Annotated in this window: 10 protein-coding genes; 8 read left to right on the forward strand and 2 right to left on the reverse strand. The window is 46.8% G+C overall.

The annotated features are described in order from the left end of the window. Positions 1–53: 53 nt before the first annotated feature. From AHMF7616_RS17030 to AHMF7616_RS17050, 5 genes are all read left to right on the forward strand, one after another. Positions 54–4,616 (forward strand): T9SS type A sorting domain-containing protein, encoded by a 4,563-nt coding sequence (locus AHMF7616_RS17030; protein WP_115373975.1) that lies wholly within the window; start codon positions 54–56, stop codon positions 4,614–4,616. Between the two features lie 378 nt (positions 4,617–4,994). Beyond that, a complete protein-coding gene (locus AHMF7616_RS17035) occupies positions 4,995–9,590 on the forward strand; it encodes a T9SS type A sorting domain-containing protein (RefSeq protein WP_115373976.1) in 4,596 nt (1,531 codons plus the stop codon). Positions 9,591–9,968: 378 nt separating this feature from the next. Next, positions 9,969–12,734, forward strand: coding sequence for a hypothetical protein (locus AHMF7616_RS17040; protein ID WP_115373977.1), 2,766 nt, complete (start codon positions 9,969–9,971; stop codon positions 12,732–12,734). Next, on the forward strand, positions 12,731–14,752 hold the full coding sequence (locus AHMF7616_RS17045; RefSeq protein WP_115373978.1) for a T9SS type A sorting domain-containing protein: 2,022 nt from the start codon (positions 12,731–12,733) through the stop codon (positions 14,750–14,752). The genes AHMF7616_RS17040 and AHMF7616_RS17045 overlap by 4 nt, the downstream gene beginning before the upstream one ends. 408 nt (positions 14,753–15,160) lie before the next feature. Then, entirely contained in the window at positions 15,161–16,075 is a 915-nt protein-coding gene (locus tag AHMF7616_RS17050; protein WP_147275715.1) for a DUF6929 family protein, read from the forward strand. A gap of 299 nt (positions 16,076–16,374) precedes the next feature. Here AHMF7616_RS17050 and AHMF7616_RS17055 read toward each other — a convergent pair whose 3' ends face one another. Beyond that, entirely contained in the window at positions 16,375–18,372 is a 1,998-nt protein-coding gene (locus AHMF7616_RS17055; RefSeq protein WP_158546194.1) for a Kelch repeat-containing protein, read from the reverse strand. 615 nt (positions 18,373–18,987) lie between these two features. Here AHMF7616_RS17055 and AHMF7616_RS17060 point away from each other — a divergent pair. From AHMF7616_RS17060 to AHMF7616_RS17070, 3 genes are all read left to right on the forward strand, one after another. Then, positions 18,988–19,983, forward strand: coding sequence for a mevalonate kinase family protein (locus AHMF7616_RS17060; protein WP_115375665.1), 996 nt, complete (start codon positions 18,988–18,990; stop codon positions 19,981–19,983). Positions 19,984–20,216: 233 nt separating this feature from the next. Then, complete coding sequence (galU, locus tag AHMF7616_RS17065) at positions 20,217–21,098, forward strand: UTP--glucose-1-phosphate uridylyltransferase GalU (protein ID WP_115373981.1); 882 nt, start codon at positions 20,217–20,219, stop codon at positions 21,096–21,098. Positions 21,099–21,418: 320 nt separating this feature from the next. Further along, positions 21,419–21,826, forward strand: a complete 408-nt coding sequence (locus tag AHMF7616_RS17070) for an RDD family protein (protein WP_115373982.1) — start codon at positions 21,419–21,421, stop codon at positions 21,824–21,826. Between the two features lie 75 nt (positions 21,827–21,901). Here the strand turns inward: AHMF7616_RS17070 and AHMF7616_RS17075 are convergent, their stop codons facing one another. Next, complete coding sequence (locus AHMF7616_RS17075; RefSeq protein WP_115373983.1) at positions 21,902–22,330, reverse strand: lipocalin-like domain-containing protein; 429 nt, start codon at positions 22,328–22,330, stop codon at positions 21,902–21,904. Positions 22,331–22,387 lie beyond the last annotated feature (57 nt).

Genomic DNA, 22,387 nt, shown 5'->3' on the forward strand with positions numbered 1-22,387 from the left:
GCCCCAAACATTTTGGTCAGTCGTTTACCTGCCGTTTTTTTAAAAAATATACTATGAGAAAACTACTTCTTACCCACTTGCTTTTACCTTTCAGATCCAACCGCCCGGGTAGTTGGGTAATTTTCTTTTTTTTAAATTTTAACCTGGTTTACCTGGCTTCGGCGCAAAATATTCTGTGGGAGAAAACCCTGGGCGGACCAGGTTCCGAGTACCTGAGTACTATCCGGTTAACCCGCGATGGCGGGTATATTCTGGGCGGAACCTCTAACTCGCCCGTTTCGGGGGATAAAACAGACCCGCGGCGGGGCGAAACCGATTACTGGATAATAAAGTACCATGCCGATGGCACCAAAGCCTGGGATAAAACGTACGGGGGCCATGGCGGCGACGGTTTACGATCTATCCAGCAAACGCAGGATGGCGGTTACATTCTGGGCGGCACTTCCGGTTCCGGCAATACCGGCGATAAAAGCGAAAAATCACGCGGGCAATCGGATTATTGGATGATAAAAATAGATGCCCAAGGGAAAAAGCAATGGGACAAAACCTACGGCGGCAGCCAGACCGATCAATTAGTTGCTATCCAACAAACCCCCGATGGCGGTTACCTGGTAGGCGGCGATACCTATTCGAACGTTAGCGGCGATAAAACTTTACCCAGTTTCGGTTATACCGATTTCTGGGTGTTAAAGCTAGATGCCGCCGGTAACAAGGTTTGGGAGAAAACGTTCGGGGGAAAACTTTTCGAAAGGTTTCGAGCTATTACGGCTACCCCCGATGGTAATTTTATTTTGGCCGGCGATTCGGATTCGAAAGTTAATGGCAATAAAACAGCTCCCGGCAAAGGCCAGGAAGATTATTGGCTAATTAAAATAAAACCCGATGGCACTAAAATATGGGAAAAAGCTTACGGCGGCAGCGACGGCGACAATCTGGCTACTTTGCAGCCCACGCAGGATGGCGGTTACATTCTGGGCGGCTGGTCTACTTCGGGTATTTCGGGCGATAAATCAGAAGAAAATAAAAGCATTGATTCCTTTGTGCAGGATTATTGGGTGATAAAAGTAGATGCCGAGGGTACCAAACAATGGGATAAAACCCTGGGGGGAGATGAAGCGGACCAATTAACAACGCTGCGCCAAACCCAAGATGGCAGTTACCTGGTAGGCGGAATTTCGGAGTCGGCCAAAAGTGATGATAAATCGCAATCCCAAATTGGTGGAGAAGGCACGGCCGACTTCTGGGTTGTAAAATTAAGCGCTACGGGTAAATTTATTGCGGATAAAACAATTGGCGGCAGTAAACGCGATATATTATGGGATTTGCAACAAACGCCGGATGGTAACTTTTTATTAGGTGGTTCTTCGGATTCACAAAAAAGCGGCAATAAATCGCAGAATAGCAAAGGAAATACCGATATCTGGCTGGTGAAAATAGACGATAAATTTAAAAAAAATCAAGCTATTTCCTTTCCGCCGCTTTATAACCAGGTATTAGCAAAGGCTCCGATAACCCTTTCGGCGAAAGCTAACTCCGGGTTACCGGTCAGCTTTGAAGTACGGTCGGGAGCGGCCACTATCCAGGGCAACCAGCTTACCTTAACTGGTCCCGGTCCGGTAAGAATAGCCGCGCTCCAACCCGGCAACGCAACGTATAATCCCACCGAAACTATTCAGACTTTTACCGCCACCCTGAACGGCCGGCAAGCCGATTATACTTTCGGGGGCAGCCAGGCCGATACGCTGGCCAGTGTAATTGCTACCCCGGACGGCGGTTACCTGCTCGGCGGCACTTCTAATTCAGGAGCTAGCGGCAGCAAAAGCCAGAACGCCCAAGGCAGCACCGACTACTGGATCGTAAAAATAAACAAAGCCGGCCAGAAACTCTGGGATAAAACGTACGGCGGTAAAGACCAGGATAAACTCACGGCGCTGGTAGCTACCCCCGACGGAGGTTACTTACTCGGGGGCTCTTCGGTATCGGGCCAAACCGGTGATAAAAGCCAGGCTGGTAAAGGCAAATCTGATTACTGGATTTTAAAAATAAATGCCACCGGCGAGAAAGTGTGGGATAAAACTTATGGCGGCCGTGAAACGGATCAGCTCGCGGCCATTATCGTTACCCCAAAAGGTTACTTACTCGGCGGCAGTTCTGCTTCGGGCACCTCTCCGGATAAAAGCCAGGCCAGTAAAGGCCTAATGGATTACTGGGTTCTGGAAGTGGACCACGCGGGTAACAAGCTTTGGGATAAAACCTATGGGGGCAGTAAAACCGATAAACTAGCAGCCTTGCTGGCCAGCCCGGCCGGCGGATTTCTGGTGGGCGGCAGTTCGGCCTCGGAGGTTTCCGGCGATAAAAGCCAGCCTGCCCGATCTTTAACGGATTACTGGGTTATCCGGATTAACGAGCAGGGCACTATTGTTTGGGATAAAACGTACGGCGGTAGTAAGGTGGCCGACCGGTATGTAAAAGGAGATTTCATTGAATCGGCTAATTCTTACCTGAGCGCTCTGGTACCTACCCCTGACGGCGGCTATCTGGTGGGTGGTTCTTCCAGCGCCGTTAAAGGTTTTGAAAAATCAGAAGATAACATTGAACCCCGGTACGAGGCTCCGGATTACTGGGTACTAAAAATAAACAGCCAGGGCGAAAAAGTTTGGGATAATACCTACGGGGGCGAATCGTATGGTAGTTCTTGGTTAAGCGCCATCGTAGCCGCGCCCACTGGCGGCTATTTACTGGCGGGCACTTCCGACCTCGGCAAAGGCCGGGATAAAACCGAAACTTCCATTATCGAAGATTTCTGGATAATTAATATAAACGAGCAAGGCAAAAAATTAACCGACCGGACTATTACTGGCAGTTACTTAGATTATTTATCGGCAGCAGTTAAAACTCCGGACGGAAACTTTTTGCTCGCGGGTTATTCCGAGTCCGAACCAGGTGCTGATAAAAAAGGGGCTAGTCTGGGTGGTACCGATTACTGGTTGGTACAGGTAAGTTCCACCGAAGTACCCGATCCGGGAGTGCTGGCCTGGGATTATACCATTGGCTGGGAAAACGGGGAACAATTAATGGATGTAATCCGGACCCGGGACGGTGGTTACCTGGCGGCGGGCACAACATTCTCCATCGATGAGTATTTTGGGGGTAAAATTGATTATTATCTGGCCAAAGTTAATAAAGCTGGCGAATACCAGTATACCACCACCATTGGGGGCACCGCGAACGATTACCTGAACCGGGTGATTCAAACCCAGGACGGAGGTTACCTTCTGGCCGGTACTTCGCTTTCGGGTATCAGCAAAAACAAAACCCAGGCGAGCCAGGGCAAGCAAGATTACTGGCTGATAAAATTAGATACGTTGGGTAACAAGCAATGGGATAAACGTTTCGGCGGCAGTGGCTCCGATGATCTGCGGAAAGTAGTACAACTCCCCACCGGCGAGTACGTGCTCGGCGGCACCAGCAATTCCTCCACCAGCGGCGATAAAAGCCAGAGCACTCAGGGGGGCACCGATTACTGGTTACTAAAAATTTCAAAAAACGGGAATAAAATCTGGGACAAACGCTACGGCGGCAGTGCCAACGAAACCTTAGGCAGTTTTGTGGTTACCGAGCAAGGCGGCTTTTTACTGGCTGGCACTTCCCAGTCGGGTAAAAGCGGCGACAAAACCCAGGCCAACCAAGGCAGCACCGATTATTGGCTGGTAAACACCGATGCGGCCGGCAACGTGCTGTGGGATAAAGCCTACGGGGGCAGCGGCGCCGATCAGTTATTTTCGCTTAGCCGCCGGGGCAATAGCTATTTTCTGGCCGGTACCAGCCGTTCGGGCAAAAGCGGCGATAAAACGCAGGCCGGTAAAGGCGGTAATGATTACTGGATTTTAAAAATAAATGCCACCGGCACCAAACTTTGGGATAAAACCTTTGGCGGCAGCGACGACGATGACCTGCGGGCCAGCACTTTCACTAACCAAGGTTTGTACGTAATAGCCGGTACCTCTTATTCCGAAATGAGCGGCGACAAAACGCAAAGCAGCCGGGGTGGCAGCGACTATTGGGTAGTAGCCGTAGACGATGCCGGCAACCCAGTATACGACCAGCGGTTTGGCGGCACCGGCAACGAAGAACTGCGCGCCGTTTTGCAAACCCGCGACGGTGGCTTTTTGCTGGGTGGCTTTTCCGATTCTGGTCAGAGCGGCGACAAGAGCGAAGGCAATTACAGCTACTCCGAATTTTACCTCGGCGGCGAAAGCACCGATTTCTGGTTGGTAAAAGTAGCGCCGATAGCCCGCAATTTAGCAGCCAGCCGGCAAACCAGCAGGGTAGAAGAAACCATTGTTCTGGATAAACACCATCCGCTACAAGCTTACCCCAATCCTTTCCGGGAGAAAGTAACGATCAACTTTATCCTTCCGGAAACCCAACCGGCTACTGTTAAAATACTCGATGGCCATGGGAGAGCCGTTACTACTTTGTTCCAGGATAAAGCGCAAGCCAACCAAACGTACCAACTAGAATGGCAGGCGGGTAAGCAAGCTAGCGGTATGTACCTGCTGCAACTGCAAACTCCTACGGGGCAAAACACGCAGAAACTGCTCTTAACCCGGTAAGTTTTTTTAAATTTTTCTATTTCCCCAGGCCAGCCCCGGGCATCTCGGGCCGGCTTTAAACCTTCCCTGAGAAGAGAATGCAACTGGCAAAAAGTTGTATTTAAATCGGGGAAACTTAATCGAAGCCATGCTCCGAAAATAGTTAAAATTTAAAAAACAGCTCCCCTCAGCCGGAACAGCACCCTTTCATAACCCGTTTAACTACCTGAAAATACCTAAACCTAGGTATTGTTTGTTGTAGTATATAACCATATTATTGTAAAACTGGTATATATTCTTCCGTAAATAGCAACTAACGGTTGTTGTATTTCTATAAAAGACCAGCCCTGGTTGTTGCGTACACCATACCCTTAAAACTCCTTTTACCTCTCCCCTTTTATGAGAACACGTTTTACTTCCTTTACTCTTTTTCTTCCAGCATGGCTTTTTTTTAAAAAATGGGCCAGCCTAGCGCTCTTCCTTGCCCTCTGGTTAAGTCTTTCTTTCTTAGCCCAAGCGCAAACCATTGAATGGCAACAAACCATTGGCGGGAGCCAGGAGGATCAATTAACTATTACGCAGCAAACCAGCGACGGCGGCTATATCTTAGGGGGCACTTCTTATTCCGGTAAAGGCGGCGACAAATTCGAAAATAGCAGAGGCAATCTAGATTATTGGATTGTTAAGCTCGACTCTACAGGGAAAAAACAATGGGACCGAACCTTTGGTGGCAACGATTACGATCATCTCATGGCACTACAGCAAACGAGTGATGGGGGTTATATTTTGGGGGGATCTTCCAGATCCAACGTCAGCGGGGATAAATCGGAAAAAAGTCAGGGGGAAGCAGATTATTGGATAATCAAACTAAATCCGAATGGTCAAAAAATGTGGGATAAAACCTTAGGTGGGAACTTTACTGATTTACTGGTTTCTGTACAACAAACCCACGATGGGGGGTATATCCTGGGCGGTTCTTCTTATTCGGCTAAAAGCGGCGATAAATCCGAAGGTAGCAAAGGTAGCGATGATTACTGGATTGTTAAGTTAGATGCGGCGGGTAAAAAGCAATGGGACAAGATTATTGGTGGCAGCGATTACGACCGGTTAAGAGCATTACAACAAACCCCGGATGGGGGCTATATTCTGGGAGGCACTTCTGGATCCAATAGCAGCAGTGATAAATCCGAAGATAGCCGAGGAGGTAATGATTATTGGATAGTAAAGTTAACTGCGGCCGGTGTAAAACAATGGGACCAAACATTTGGCGGCAGCAGTGACGACTATTTAACGGCACTACAACAAACCCAGGATGAGGGCTACATTGTAGGCGGGGAATCAAGATCTGATAGTAGTGGGGATAAATCACATGGTCGTAAAGGAAATACTTCTAACTCGGACTACTGGATTTTAAAGCTAAAAGCTGATGGGACTAAAGATTGGGACAAAACCTTTGGGGGGAGTAATTCTGATGCATTAACCTCCATTCAACTCACCAATGATGGGGGGTATATTCTGGGGGGTAGTTCGGATTCTCGTATTGGTGGAGATAAATCCGAAGATAGAAGAGGAGGAGCTGATTATTGGATTGTAAAGTTAACTGGAGCCGGTAAAAAACAATGGGACCAAACCCTGGGCGGAACGGGTTATGATATATTAACCTCGGTAGAGCAAACCCAAGACGGCGGCTATATTCTGGGAGGCTATTCTGGTTCTGGTATAAGTGGTGATAAAACAGGAGCCTCCAGAGGCAATACAGATTACTGGGTAGTGAAACTGAAAGCCGGCAGTAATAAGCCCCAGAAAATCACCTTCGCTGCTATTCCTCCTAAAACTGTTTACGATAAACCTTTTGCGCTGCAAGCCACCGCCAGTTCCGGATTGCCCGTTATCTTTCGGGTAATTTCGGGGCCGGCTACCATTAAAGGCAACCTAATTACCCTTACGGGCGGTGGTACGGTTACCATCGAAGCTTCCCAGCCCGGCAATGCCGAATTTAGAGGCGCTCCGGAAGTTATTCGCTCGTTTCTGGTGGATGTAGATTATACCCGCCTCTGGGATCGTACCCTGGGTGGTAGCCATGCCGATAAACTAAGCGCCATGATTCCTACGCCTGATGGGGGTTACTTACTCGGCGGCACTTCCAACTCCAGCAGCACCTGGGACAAAAGCCAGTCCCGTCAGGGGGGCACCGACTTCTGGATCGTAAAACTCGACAGTAGCGGCTACAAACTCTGGGATAAAACGTACGGGGGCGCAGCTAACGATAACCTACAGGCTCTTGTAGCCACCCCAGATGGCGGCTTCTTACTGGGCGGCACTTCCGCCTCGGGCAACACTGGTGCTAAAAGCCAACCTAGCCGAGGGAAAGAAGATTACTGGGTCGTAAAAATAGACAGTAGCGGTACCCAGCTTTGGGATAAAACTTACGGCACCGACCAGAGTGATACCTTTACGGCCCTAATTATCACTCCGGATGGAGGTTACTTACTCGGCGGGTATACGGGTGGGGGCATTAACGGCGATAAAACTGAAGCCAGCCGCGATACTACCGGCACCCCTTACGTATACAACGACTTTTGGGTATTAAAGCTCGATAGCCAAGGGGCAAAACAATGGGATAAAACCATCGGGGGTAAATCCGTAGAATTGCTGGGCGGACTAATCAATACCCCCGGTGGCTACTTACTCGCTGGTAAGTCCAGTTCCAATAGCAGCGGCGATAGAACCGCGCCCAATTATTACACCATAGATGGCGGCCGTTCGGATGTGTGGGTAGTAAAGATAAATGAAGGCGGACAGATTCTGTGGGATCGGGCGTATGCGCACGGTATTTTATACGATAACTACCAAGCTAATATTTTTGCGACCACCGATGGCAACTACCTGGTGGGGGGTTACACCTACGACGATGATTTTGGCGTGTATTCGGTATTTAAAATAACCCCGGCCGGAGAACAACTTTGGTCAAATGCCTATGGGCAGGGAGATTACGCTACCAACCTTCCCATGTCCATGGTAAATACTCCGGATGGGGGGTATTTGCTGGCGAATACCAACGGCGACTATTCTTACAGCGGTTCCTATTGGCTACAAAAAGTGGATAAGGACGGCAATAAAATGTATACCAAATTTTTCGGGAATGGGAAGTACAATGCTAGTGAGAACTACTTAACTGCTTTACTCGCCACTGCGGATGGTAGTTACTTGCTAGGTGGGTATTCTAATTCAAACCAAAATGCCGTTAAAAGCGAAACCAGTAAGGGTGATTTTGATTATTGGATATTGAAAATTAAAGAAGCCGACATGCCGCCGGTAACAGATACTAGCTGGAACTATCGCTACGGGGGCAGCTGGCACGATAAACTAACTTCTACCATCCGCACTTTTGACGGCGGGTACGTAGCCGCCGGTTATTCCCGCTCGCCGAAGAACGGCGACAAAACGCAGTCGCGCATTGGCCTGGAAGATTACTGGCTGTTGAAAACCGACCAACAAGGTAAAAAGCTCTGGGACAAACGTTTCGGTGGACCGCGGCACGACTTTCTTAACCAAGTTATTCAAACCAGTGATGGCGGCTATTTACTTGCTGGGAGCTCAGACTCGGGTATCGGGGGCGATAAAACTCAGAACAGCCAGGGTAACCGGGATTACTGGGTAATCCGGCTGGATAAGAACGGCAATAAACTGTGGGATAAACGTTACGGCGGCTCGGGTTACGATGAACTCCGGCAAATCAAACAACTGCCTTCGGGTGGTTACCTGTTGGCCGGTTACAGCAATTCGCCCGCTAGCGGCGATAAGAGCCAGCTGAGCAAAGGCGGCATGGATTATTGGATCGTGCAGATTGACGCGAATGGAGAAAAACAATGGGATAAAACTTACGGCGGCTCCGCCGATGATTACCTGCAAGATGTAGCGTTCACCAGCAGTTTGGTGCCCGATACGGGCTATCAACCGGACGGAGGTTTATTTTTAGGGGGCAGTTCTAACTCCGGTCTAAATGGCGACAAAAGCCAGGCAAGCCGGGGGGGCCACGACTACTGGATTATCCGCGTGGACAGTACGGGTCAGAAAGTGTGGGATAAGCGTTATGGCGGTACAGGCCAGGATAAGTTCTTTGCTTTTGGTAGTAATAGTTTAACGAGTGCTGGCATTAGATTAGCCGGAAACAGCGATTCTCCGAAGAGTGGCGACAAAAGTCAACCCAGCAAAGGTGGCACCGATTACTGGTTAGTAGTAATAGATGCAGCAGGAGAGATAGAAGAGAGTTTAGGCAGCATAAGAGGGGATTACACCTACGGCGGCAGTGGTCGGGAGGAGTTGCGTTCTTTAAGCTATGTCTATGATCAGGATTACTTAGAAGATGGATTTATGCTGGGCGGTACCTCGTACTCCGGCAAGAGCGGCGACAAAAGTCAGGAGAGTCAAGGCGGTGCGGATTACTGGGTAGTGCGCGTTGATATTTACGGCAGAAAGCTGGCCGACCAGCGCCTGGGCGGCAGCGAATCTGATGAACTACGCGCTGTAGTGCAAACCGGTGAAAACCAATTCCTGTTAGCCGGTCGTTCCGAGTCCGGGGTAAGCGGCGATCGTACCCAGCCCAGCCAGGGCCAGAGTGATTACTGGCTCATTCATACTACGATTGGCACCGAACCACTCGCCACCGAAAAAGCCGCTGCTGTAGCGGCTCGTGCGGAAACTGCTATTCAGAGAACTGCTCTAGATACTTTAGCAACCAACTTCGTGGCTTACCCCAATCCGTTCCGGGAGAAAGCAACCGTCCGCTTCTCGGTAGAAACTACCCAACCCGTGAGTTTGCAAGTGCACGATAGCCAGGGCCGGCAAGTAGCTACTTTGTTTCAAGGTCAGGCGCAAGCGAAGCAGCCGTACACAGTAGTATGGCAGGCTAAAAACCAGGCTGCTGGCTTATACTTCCTCCGCCTGCAAACTGCCGGCAAAGTACAACACCAGAAAGTACTGCTGGCTAAGTAATTTTTTTAAATTTTTCTATTTCCCGAAAGCCGGCCGGAGCTACTCTGGCCGGCTTTTGTATTTTTTATAAAGAAATACTTAGCAGAAACTAGCCTTGCAAATCTGTAAAACTTAAGCGGAACCCATATCAACGAAATACAGCATTTCAGTAGTACTTCAAATTACCCCTCCTATCAGAGTCTAACTTTATAGTTATAAATCAACTTGAACACCCTTATTAAAATACCTAACCTTAGGTATTGCTTGCTGTATCATATAACCATACTATTGTAAGAGGGGTATACTCTTTAGCAACAGGTAACCCCATGCTGTTGCACGCCCATCCAAACTACTTTCTGGTTGTTGTTTATTTTAAGCCATTAAATACATTTTGCTCCTATGAAAACAAACACTACTTTCTCCCTTTACTGGCTTTCAGTGTTTTATTTTTTTAAAAATTGGCAGCGATTCACCTTCTTCCTACTTGTTTACTTGTGCTTTACTCCTTTGGTGCAAGCTCAAATTATGGAGTGGAACAAAACCTTTGGAGGAAATAAACCGGATAATCTTAGTTCGCTGCAATTAACCCAAGATGGCGGCTATATCTTGGGTGGCACTTCGTTTTCTAATAAAAGCGGGGAAAAAACCGGAGGCAACCGCGGACAAAACGATTACTGGGTAGTGAAGCTGGATGCAGCCGGTAACAAACAGTGGGATAAGACCTTGGGCGGTAGCAGCTACGATAACTTAACTACTCTGCAGCCAACCCAAGATGGGGGCTATATTTTGGGCGGTTCTTCTGATTCTAAGAACAGTGGTAATAAATCGGAAAACAGTAGAGGCTCTGAGGATTATTGGATCGTAAAGTTGGATGTTAATGGCAATAAACAATGGGATAAAACCTTTGGGGGCAATCAGCGTGACTATTTAAATGCCGTGCAACAAACTAGTGATGGTGGCTATATTTTGGGTGGCTACTCTTTTTCATCCAAGAGCGGTGACAAATTGGAGGATAACAAAGGTGATTCCGATTATTGGATAGTTAAAATAGATGCGCGCGGCACCAAGCAGTGGGATAAGACCTTGGGCGGTAGCAAGTATGACTATCTTACAGCGCTGCAGCAAACGCAGGATAATGGTTATTTGCTGGGGGGATATTCTGATTCAGGGAAAAGTTTCGATAAATCACAAGCTTCTAAAGGCTATGAGGATTTTTGGATAGTAAAGCTAGATGGTTCCGGTAATAAACAATGGGATAAAACTATTGGTGGCGATGGAGGAGAACAATTACAATCACTCCGGCAAATGCGCGACGGTGGGTATATTTTAGGTGGAACTTCTTCTTCGGGAAAAGGCCGTGACAAATCCGAAGAAAGCAAAGGTTATAATGATTACTGGTTGGTTAAACTTAATATAACCGGCAAGAGGCAATGGGATAAAACCTTTGGCGGTAGCAATACCGATGATTTAGTTTCCCTGGAGTTTACCAGTGATGGGGGATACTTGCTAAGCGGTTATTCTTATTCGCCTACAAGCGGTGACAAATCGGAAAATTCAAAAGGTTCCTGGACAATAGCGGTAGACGCCGCTGGCACAAAGGTCTGGGATAAAACCTTTGACTTTGATTTTCCCGTACGACTCGTTCCGGCTGGTGGTTATATTGCGGCCGGTAGCAGCAACGTGAGTAGAGTAGATTACCAAATAATAAAGCTAAACCTGTCGCAACAGGTTCAAACCATTGCTTTTACTCCTATTCCGGATCAGCCGTATAATGCGGATCCTTTTGCTCTGAAAGCTAAGGCAAGTTCCGGCTTGCCGGTTACTTTCAGTTTGGTTTCGGGTCCGGCCACCTTAAAAGACAGTATCCTTACCATTGCCGGCGAGGGTGCCATTACCGTAAAAGCTATTCAGGCGGGTGATTCTACCTATTTTGCTGCCCCGGACGTAGTGCAAACCTTTAAAGTAATCGATAGCCGGAAAACCCAGACGATTACTTTCCAGTCTATCCCCGGTAAAACAATTTACGATAAACCTTTCACCCTACTAGCTACAGCTAGTTCAGGCCTACCGGTTAGTTTCCGGGTAATATCGGGAGCCGCTACAATCAAAGGCAATACCGTTACTTTAACTAACCACCGGAGTGGCACGATTACTATTGAAGCCTTGCAACCAGGTAATGAAAACTATAAACCAGCACCGGCAGTTACGCAAACATTCGGTGTAGTAGCCCCTTTTACCAAAATCTGGGATCGCACCATCGGAGGAAACAAATCAGATGGGCTAAGTGCCATGGTTCCTACCGCCGATGGTGGGTACTTGCTGGGCGGCACTTCGGATTCAGACCAAAGCGGTGATAAGTCACAGGCTAATAAAGGGGAAGTCGACATAAATGGGAATCCTACAACCGATTACTGGATCGTAAAGGTGGATGCCGCGGGTAACAAAGAGTGGGATCAAACCTATGGTGGTAACAGCTATGATGGTTTAACTTCTTTGGTACAAACCAGTGATGGCGGTTACTTGTTAGGCGGAATATCTAGTTCTAACAAAAGTGACGATAAATCCGAAGATAATAAAAGCACAGGTTCGTATGACGGCGACTATTGGATTGTAAAGCTAGACGCTACCGGAAAGAAAATGTGGGATAAAACGATTGGTGGTAATAGCTATGATGAATTAAAAACCGTCCGGCAAACCAGCGATGGCGGCTATATCTTAGGCGGAACTTCTACTTCTGACATAAGCGGGGATAAGACAAAAGCAAATAAAGGGTGGAAGGATTACTGGATCGTAAAACTCGATGCAGCGGGCAACAAACAATGGGATCAAACCTATGGCGAATTTTATGTTTATGATGGTCAAGTATATGGAGGAACTAGTGAATTGACCACCGTGCAACAAACCCCGGATGGCGGCTATATTCTCGGGGGATCTTCTACGCCGGAAGATGAAGAATATACCAAATTTTGGCTAATAAAGGTAGATGCGAGCGGCAACACACAATGGGCAAAACGTATAGGAGGAGGTAGTGAAGGGGATTATCTTACTACCTTGCAACAAACCCAAGATGGTGGCTATATTCTGGGGGTGGTACACCTTCTTACGGAAATAGTGCCGGTGGAGACAAATCGGAAGATGGCAAGGGAGGCAACGATTACTGGGTGATTAAGCTGGATAGTAAAGGCAACAAAGAATGGGATCGAACAATTGGCGGAAGATACCAGGATCAATTATCCGATATACAACAAACCCCCGACGGCGGGTACATTTTAGGTGGTAGTTCTTTGTCGGGCATCAGTGCAGATAAATCGGAAAACAACTATGGCGATTATTTCGTCTTCCAGGGCGTTGTTCAATATTCCAACTCCGATCTCTGGATTGTGAAGCTAAACGCTACCGGTGAAAAGATATGGGATAAAACCATTGGCGGCACTGGAAATGAAGGTTTAGCTTTCCTGCAACAGACTGGCGATGGCAGCTATATTATAGGTGGTAGTTCTGCTTCCGATGTTAGTGGCGATAAATCCGAAGATAATAAAAGCACAGGTTCGTATGACGGCGACTATTGGATTATTAAAATTCAAGAAAACCAGCCTGTTACGACTGCCTGGAACAGGCGCTACGGTGGCAGTGGTACGGATAACCTTACCTCCACCATTAAGACCCAAGATGGCGGCTACTTAAGCGGCGGCTACACCAACTCCGGGGTAAGTGGCGATAAGTCGCAGAACTCGCAAGGTAAGAACGATTACTGGATTGTGAAATCCGACAAAAATGGCAAGAAACTCTGGGATAAACGTTATGGCGGCTCCGGTGAGGATTACCTGAACCGGGTGATACAAACAGCTGACGATGGTTACTTACTAGCGGGCTCTTCTTTTTCGGGCAAGAGCGGCGACAAGTCCCAGGCCAGTAAAGGTAACCGTGACTACTGGCTGGTGAAAACCGATCAGCTGGGCAACAAAGAATGGGATAAAACCTACGGCGGCTCCGGCGAAGAGGAACTCGTCAAAGTCATTCAATTAGCTTCCGGTGAGTACGTGTTAGGCGGCTTCAGCAACTCCCCTATCAGCGGGGATAAAACCCAAGCGCCTCAGGGTAGTTCAGACTACTGGCTCGTCAAAATTTCCAAAAACGGTACTATCATCTGGGATCAACGCTATGGTGGTTCTATGGAAGAAAAGCTAGGGAGCTTTATCGAGACTCCGGATGGCGGCTTCTTACTCGGAGGATCTTCCTTGTCCGGGAAAACCGGCGATAAAACGCAAAGTAGCCAAGGAGCGATTGATTACTGGGTGGTAAAAACGGATAAACAGGGGAGATTAGTCTGGGAGAAAACCTATGGTGGCAGTAAAGCGGATCAAGTTTACTCGGTAGGTATGAACTCCGCTAAGAACTACTTTATTTCCGGAACGAGCAGTTCGGGTAAGAGTGGCGACAAGACACAAGCCAGTCAAGGCGGGAAAGATTACTGGTTAGTTACTTTAGATGAGAATGGCAATAAGCTGTGGGATAGAACCTATGGCGGAGACAAGGATGACGAACTCCGGGCCAGTACTTTCACCAGTAAAGGACATTACATACTGGCGGGCCACTCCTCCTCCGAGGCAAGCGGCGATAAAACCCAGGACAGCCAGGGCGAAAGTGATTACTGGGTCGTAGCCGTAGACGAGCAAGGCAATAAAGTACAAGATTTACGCTACGGCGGCAGCGGTACGGAAGAACTCAGAACCGTAACCCAGACCAAGGATGGCGGCTTACTTTTAGGTGGCAGATCTAACTCGGGGGTAAGTGGCGATCGTACCCAACCTAGTCAAGGCAGCACCGATTACTGGCTCGTGAAAGTTGCGCCCACCCCTAACTCCTTGGTAGCTGCCAGAACCGCTTCTCTTTTAACAGAGGTAACCGGTGCCGCAGCGCCACTGGGCAACTTCCAAGCTTATCCCAATCCGTTCCAAGACAAAATAACCATCAGCTTCTCTCTGGAAACTACCCAATCCGTACATTTGGAAGTCCTCGACAGCCGGGGCAGAAAAGTAGCTACTTTGTTTCAAGGCCAGGCTCAGGCGAACCAAGTTTATCAGATAGAATGGCCCGCTAAAAACCAGACTAGTGGCTTATACTTGCTGCGTCTGCAAACACGAAATAAAATCCAGCATCAGAAAGTGCTCCTCACCCAGTAAGCATTTCCTTGATACACGCCTCGTTCAGCTACTTTGTGTTTGGCAGAGGCGTGTATTACTAGAAAATACAACTTATAAGGGAGAGCCCCCTAAGTTTTTTTAAAAAAGAGTCGAAATACTAGCCATAAAAGCCATTTTAACTTAGCTTTTAAGATCCACATCGGCGTATACTTTCTTTTCTACACAATTTAAGACACAACGGTATCCGGGTTAGGTGGTTATCCAGGTTTCCCAACTTCTCCGTAAGGCCTACCAACCCGAAAGAAAAATTTGTTAAAATTGAGGAAAGCTTATTATTGGCGGGTTGTTTTTTCCGTTTGGTTAGGAAGTATCTTTTTGCTTGTAGCCTGCCAGCCGGGCAGTGAGCGACCCGTAACGAATAAAAATACTTTAAACAATTGCTTACCTATGAAAGCTACCTTTATTCGTCAGAAAGTATTGGCCAACCTGCCTTCGGGCTCTGGTATGGAAGTAATCGATCATCAGCTATTTGTTATCGGCGACGATTCGCCGTTGCTGTACCAATTGCAAGCCGATACCTGGGAACAAAGGGCTACCTATCCCTTATTTCAAACCAATTATTTTGCTACTGGCCGCATTCCCAAACCGCTGAAACCTGATCTGGAATGCCTGGCAAGCTTAAATTTTAAAAATAATACTTATTTACTGGCTTTTGGTTCGGGATCTACGGCGATTCGCCATACGTGTTATCAAATACAATTATCTTCTGCCCCGGAAAAAAGCCCTGTTATTCAGGCTATATCGCTGCCATCTTTATACGAAGCCTTGCAAACCGATGTAGCCGTAACGGCGGGAGGTATTTTAAACCTGGAAGCCGCCGCCGCCTCTCCGGAACATTTGTACTTGCTGCAACGGTCGGTAAGTAACGGGCCCGATGCTTTGCTGATCTTTGCGCTGCCTGCGTTTATGGCTTACCTACAGCAGCCAACGGGGCCCGTGCCGGCGTATACCGTTATCCGGTTTCAATTACCGACGATTGATGGTTTTAAAGCCGGCTTTTCCGGCGCCAGCTATTTCGATGATAAAATATTTATAACGGCTTCCGTAGAAAATACAGACAACGCCTACCTGGACGGGGAGGTGCTGGGTAGTTTTATCGGGTATATTCCCGTGCTGCAAGCCTCCCATCCAAAAGTACATACTACCCGCCTGCAGGATAGAAGCGGCCAATTTTACCCGGGCAAAGTAGAATCTATTAGCATTATCCGGAAAAGTGGCAACCATCAATACCGGGCCTTTGCCATCACCGACAACGACAATGGCCAATCGGAGTTGCTGGAACTGGAACTCACCTTACCCTAATCGGCAAAATTTATCTTTGTCAGAAATTATAAGGCTACGTACGCTGTACCAAGCAGTAAAATTTAAAAATTTCAAGACTTTCGCCAAAACATTAATGCAAACCTTGCCCAAAGGCGGGGCTATTGCTTGTGTTTACATCCCTAACGTAAGGTATCTTTTGGCGGAAGGCCTAGTTTTACTTATGTCCGGTTCGGCTATAGGTACTACCCAAAAATAAACTGCTGATAGTAGTATAAGCCAAAACTACTCTCCGGAAAAAACAAAGGTTATTGGTTCTTTCCGGAGAGTAGCCCCACTACTTACTCGACTATTACTTTTGCTTGTTTGCTGCCCGAAGTACCCTGCGCTTTTACGATATAATACCCTTTCTGTAATCCATTTATTGGCATGGTAAGCGCGCCTTTGCCCTCATAATTGGTCTGTAAAGTAGAAGTGTGCACTACTTTACCTAAAGCATTATACATAACCAGGCTAACTTGTTCATTCTGAGTAAAATTTTCGAGCGTTACCTGTAGGTTTGTTCCGGACCCAGGATTCGGGTACACGTTTAACTTTATGCCGGCCGGTTTGCCCGGTTCCGGATTTTTCAGAGCTGCCGGCCCACTAGCCGTTCTGCCGGCGGAATTTACTACCTGAAAGGCAATAGATAAAGCACTACCCGCCGTACCACTCGCGCTGGTTCCGGAATAAGGCGTGGCTTTTAAAGTATAGTTTCCTAGTTTTGGGACCCAGGCGTTATAGTTAGAATTAGATTCGCCAAAAACCGCATAAGGCGCACTGCTTTCTATTTTAATTAAACTTTGCGCTCCGGTTAATTCTGCTTTTACACTGCCTACTGCGCTGGGGCTGGTATTAACCCGGATATTTAAATTTTTGGCAGGCAACTTCGCTATATCCAGGGTGGCGCCATCATTTAGCGTTTGAATATCTTTATCGCTGTCGGCGTTGATTAAGGTAAAGCTTACTACGCCCTGGCTGCCCGTGCTGGTACCCCCGACGGTTATATTTACGCAGAAGCTGGCGCTGCTGTAAGTAGTTCCGCTGCCGGTACTTTTGGCCGTAACGGTGGCCGAGTAACTACCAGCGGCCAAGCCCGAGGTGTTAACAGTAGCTTCTACATCTATCCCGGTTGGGAGGGCAGTACCGCTGCTATTTTTTGTAATAGTTAACCAGCCCGCATTAGAACTTAAGCTGTAGGTTTTTTGATTTTCAACGGTATACAATAGGTTTTTAACAATTATTGTGGCGCCGGAACTTACCGATTTACTAAAACACTTGGCCGTAAAACCAAATTTGTAAGGTGTATGGCGGGTAAAAGAAGCAGTATACGTTTCCCGGCGTTCATCGCTTACTAATTTTTGTGCACCATGCGAAATAATTAATTTAGTACCCACCACTTTTGCAGAAACGCCAAAGTAATACTTAGGCAAGGTATACTGCGTCGCATTAGACCAGGCACCGGAACCGCCGTTGGCATCGGGATTAAACACAAATACGGTTTTTTGCGCATCATCGCCCGAGCCTTGACCACCCACCTGGTAAATTTTTCCGTCAACCGGGAAAGTACCCATCTCGTTGTGCGAACGGGGGGCCGGTAAATTGCTCAGGCGGGCCCAGGAGTTATTTACCGGATCGTAGGCGTGCACGTAGTTTAGTTCGGTAGCGCCGCAATCATGCTTTACCTGCCCGCCAATGGCGTATATTTTCCCATTTAGCACTACCGTACTAAAATGATTCCGGGCCAGGGGCATAGGCGCGCTTTTATTTTCCCATCTGGTGCCGCTAGGGTTTGCCCGCCATTTATCTACATCCAGAGTTAAGTGATATTTCGTCTGGTCGAGGCAGATAGTAGGGGAAAAACCGCCAAAAACGTGCAAGGTACGGCCTACTAAGGCCGCCCCACCACCACCCAATGGCAAAGCTCTGCCGGTGGCCGGATCGATTAACTGCGGACCATTTAGCCAACGGTTGTTGGTTATATCGTAAATAATTACCTGGCTGGTAACTGGCCCATTGGTATCTACGGCCCGGCCACCAATGTGCCAGATTTTATCGTCAACCAACACCACGCCCTGGTGACTTACTTTTTTTCCGGAGGGAAAAGAGGCTCGTAAAGTCCATTTGTTAGTAGCCGGGTCGTACACTTCGCTGGTTTGTTCCAGGTTAGGAAACTCCCCGAAGCCGCCAAAAATGTAAATTTTATTTTTATACAAAACACTGGGGCACTCCGACCGCTTTTTAAGCGCATCGGCCCGGCGAGTCCATTGGGCAAAAGAAGAATTTGCTTGTAAAATCAACCAACAGGTAAGTAAAAAAATAACGCGAAATGGAGGGAGCCGCTTGCTAAGGGATCCTGTCAGGTAAACTTGTTTCATAATAAAAAATTAGTGATTGGTAATAAGTTGGTAGTAAAAATTAAAACTCAGACGATATAGAACTCTACTGCCATTAAGGATTAACACAGTACAACAACTGCAAACACCGCTAACAAGAATTGTTGCTGGATACAGATCAGGAGCGCAACACTAATAATACAATCAAAGTTATATATTTAATTTCAGTAATTCGACAGAATTATTATTTAATTTATAATAATTATATTTAATTTAATAAAAGTAGCTATTAATTATAATAATTCTGTGTTTCGTTGTGTATATTCCAACAAAACCTTTGTTCAGGTCGTAGCGGATTAGGATTACCTGGGTCCATTGATTTATATTGAATATCAAACTCAAACTTCATTTTATTTTCTTGTACTACATTCCGCAGGTTTACCTTAACCTTTTCAACTGTTTAAAGCCTAGTTTTTTAAAAAAACCTTCCTAAAGAATATTTGCCATTGTTTTTTTAAAAATTAAGCTCTTTTGTATTACATTTCCGATTCCAGTTCATTAAACTGCTACACCCGCACTATGATTATCGAAGCCCGTGCTTATGCCAGAGCTGCCATTGTAGGTAACCCTTCGGATGGCTATAATGGTAAAACAATCTCCTTGATTGTAAAGAATTTTGGCGCCCATATTTTACTGTACCAAACCCCGGAACTGGTCATCGAACCGCAACCGCAGGACATTAATCAGTTTAAAAATATTTACCAGCTGCAGGACCAAATAAATTTAACGGGCTACCACGGCGGCGCGCCTTTGCTCAAAGCAGCCATTAAAAAGTTTGTAGAATATTGCCAGCACGAAAAAATAAAGCTGGAAAATAAAAACTTTACCATTCGCTACAACTCCTCTATTCCGCGCCAGATTGGGCTGGCCGGCAGCAGTGCCATTGTTATTGCTACTTTGCGGGGTTTAATGCAGTTCTACCGGGTACAAATTCCGCAAGAAATATTACCGAACCTGGCCCTGGCTGTAGAAACCGAAGAACTAGGCATTAACGCTGGCTTGCAAGACCGCGTGATTCAAACTTACGAGGGCTGTGTGTACATGAATTTCGATAAACAGATTATAGCCGAGAAAAAACATGGTTTGTACGAACCGCTTGACCCGGATTTACTGCCAAACTTATACATTGCTTATAAAACAGAATTAGGCAAAGTATCGGGCAAAGTTTTAAACGACATTAAAACCCGTTACGATAAAGGCGATCCGCACGTAATAGATACGCTAAACCGCATTGCCAGCTTAGCCGATGCGGGTAAAAAAGCCTTATTGGAGCGCGACTACACGACCTTGCACCAACTCATGAACGAGAACTTCGACCAGCGTTGCCAGATTATGAAAATCAGCGACAGTAACATGGAGTTGGTAAACACGGCCCGTCAATGCGGTGCTTCGGCTACTTTCACTGGCTCGGGAGGTTCGGTTATCGGTATTTACCAAAACGACGACATGTTGAACAAATTAGTAGCCGAAATGCGTAAAGTAAACGCCCGCGTGATTAAACCAACGATTGTTTAGGGGTTGCAGGTTGGAAGGTTTAAAGGTTGGAAAGTTAAAAGGTTGAAAGGTTACAAGTTGCAGGTTGAAAATAAATATTAGGTAAAAAGTTCTTCTTTGGAGGGGGTTGGGGGAGGATAAACAAACGAACCTATCTCATAAAACTCAAAAAATTAAAATTTTTAAATTTTTCACTTCCATGGACCATCGACTGTGGACCGTGGACTAAGAACTATCGACTAAATTAAAAACTTATGGTAAAAAAAGCAGTAATACCGGCCGCTGGTTTCGGCACCCGTTTTTTGCCGGCCACCAAGGCCCAGCCGAAAGAAATGCTACCGATTATTGATACGCCGACCATCCAGTACGTGGTGCAGGAAGCCGTTGATTCGGGCATTGAAGATATCTTGATTATCACGGGAAAAGGCAAAGGCGCCATTGCCGACCATTTCGACCGCAGCTTTGAACTGGAGCAACGCTTGCAGGAGAAAAACGAAGAAACCCAGTACAAAGAAATGCGCCGTTTATCCGAAATGGCCAACATTTACTTTATCCGGCAAAAAGAAATTAATGGCTTGGGCGATGCCATTAACCACGCCCGCAACCATACCGGCGACGAACCTTTTGCGGTGCTGCTCGGCGATACGGTTATCGATTCCATTATTCCGGTTACCCAACAGCTGATTGATATATACCAGCAATACCAGGCTACCGTAATTGCCGTGGAAACGGTGCCGCACGATAAAGTAAACCGCTACGGCATTGTGGGCGGCCAATCTATCAGCGATTCGATTATGGAATTAAACACCTTAATCGAAAAGCCCGCCGTAGAAACGGCGCCTTCTAACCTGGCCATTGCCGGTCGGTATATTTTAACCCCCGAGATTTACCGCTCCCTGGATGCCACACCGAAAGGTAAAAACAACGAAATTCAGCTAACCGATGCCATGTTGCATTTACTTTCTACCGAAAAGGTTTACTCCTGTTCCATCGAAGGCAAACGCTACGACATTGGCAACAAGCTCGATTTTTTAAAAACCAACGTGGAATTCGCCTTAAAACGCAAAGAATTCGCCGCGCCATTTTTAAAATACCTCCAGGAAATTGTGCGCAGCCACGAGTCGCTGCATAAGTAAGTTTTTTTGTTTAGGCGCGTGGCGCAGCTTGGCAATTGGTAGCTTGTTTTGATAGAGTTATAAGAATAAGCTAGAACGCGTACGCGCCAACAATTTCTCTTTTTTTCCATCATTTAAGCGCAGCAGGTTACCAAACTTGTTGCGCTTTTTTATTAATCTCCCACCCGATATAAACAAATTTTAAAATTTAGAATTGCTTAACCTGGCAACAATAATCCGGGGACCACGCCAGCCACTAAAAAATTTAAAAAAATGCCATAAAATCCGCTAAATAACTGATTACTTGTATCTTTATATTAAACTCTAACAAGTAACCCACCATGATTAATCCAACTATCGACTTCAGTTATCCTTCCATCCGCCGTCGGCTGTTGAGCTACTCCGTGGACTTGTTTATTGTAATTTGTGTGTTTATGCTGGTGGGAGTAATAATTGATTTGGCAGGCACAGCCCCGGATTGGCTGCGCGGGTTTATTTTACTTTTTATGCTGTTTTTATACGAACCCGTTTTTGTCTCGATCTTTGGCGGCACCCTGGGCTATCAGCTATTCCGGATGCGGGTGGTAAATGAAAAAACGTATGAAAACCTGCCCTTTCTACTGGCAGTCTGGCGCTTTGTAGTGAAACTCTTTTTTGGTTGGCTGTCTTTTTTAACGGCTACCTTTAATCCGCGCCGCAGAGCCATTCACGATTTATTCGCTGGCGCTTTAATGGTTCAAGTTGGTTAAGCCCTTTTAACAGACTATCTTTACTTAGCCAAATTCTGATTTTTGTAGTTTAGTTACTATAACAATCCAGGCCGCCTACTTAATTCTGGTTAAGTGAAAAGTGTACTTGGGATAACCTTCCTGACCGCCTTCCGGATGATTAGTGGTAACAAACACCATTTTTTGGGGCGTTAGTAAAGTAATTTTCCGGTGCACCTCGCGAGTACCGCTATAGTTTTTCAGCTGAAGATCAGGAACCCGGATTAGAATAGAATCTTCTAATTTCCAGGTACCCGATCCCCGGAAAACGGCCATTTTATCGCTGCTCTTCCAGCGGCCATTTTTTTCTATGGTAAGAACCGAGGTAGCCTTGTTCCCCGATGGAGATCCGTTTTCGCCTACCGTTGTTTCTACTAATTGCCATTTACCAATTAGCAAACTTTTATCAATCCCTGGACTTTGGGCCTGCGCGTAAGCAAAAGCCAGAAATAAGAAAATAGCAAGAATTACTGACCGGGTATTCATAAGTTTTAAACTTTTAAATTAAGATGTATAAACAGCAATGATCCTCTCCGGGAATGA

Source organism: Adhaeribacter pallidiroseus, from assembly GCF_003340495.1.
GTDB classification, from domain to species: Bacteria; Bacteroidota; Bacteroidia; order Cytophagales; family Hymenobacteraceae; genus Adhaeribacter; species Adhaeribacter pallidiroseus.

Excerpts from the sequence above, each read along its gene's own strand:
- AHMF7616_RS17030 (WP_115373975.1), top strand. The coding sequence starts at position 54 with ATGAGAAAACTACTTCTTACCCACTTGCTTTTACCTTTCAGATCCAAC.
- AHMF7616_RS17035 (WP_115373976.1), top strand. The coding sequence starts at position 4,995 with ATGAGAACACGTTTTACTTCCTTTACTCTTTTTCTTCCAGCATGGCTT.
- AHMF7616_RS17040 (WP_115373977.1), top strand. The coding sequence starts at position 9,969 with ATGAAAACAAACACTACTTTCTCCCTTTACTGGCTTTCAGTGTTTTAT.
- AHMF7616_RS17050 (WP_147275715.1), top strand. The coding sequence starts at position 15,161 with ATGAAAGCTACCTTTATTCGTCAGAAAGTATTGGCCAACCTGCCTTCG.
- AHMF7616_RS17060 (WP_115375665.1), top strand. The coding sequence starts at position 18,988 with ATGATTATCGAAGCCCGTGCTTATGCCAGAGCTGCCATTGTAGGTAAC.
- galU (WP_115373981.1), top strand. The coding sequence starts at position 20,217 with ATGGTAAAAAAAGCAGTAATACCGGCCGCTGGTTTCGGCACCCGTTTT.
- AHMF7616_RS17070 (WP_115373982.1), top strand. The coding sequence starts at position 21,419 with ATGATTAATCCAACTATCGACTTCAGTTATCCTTCCATCCGCCGTCGG.
- AHMF7616_RS17075 (WP_115373983.1), bottom strand. The coding sequence starts at position 22,330 with ATGAATACCCGGTCAGTAATTCTTGCTATTTTCTTATTTCTGGCTTTT.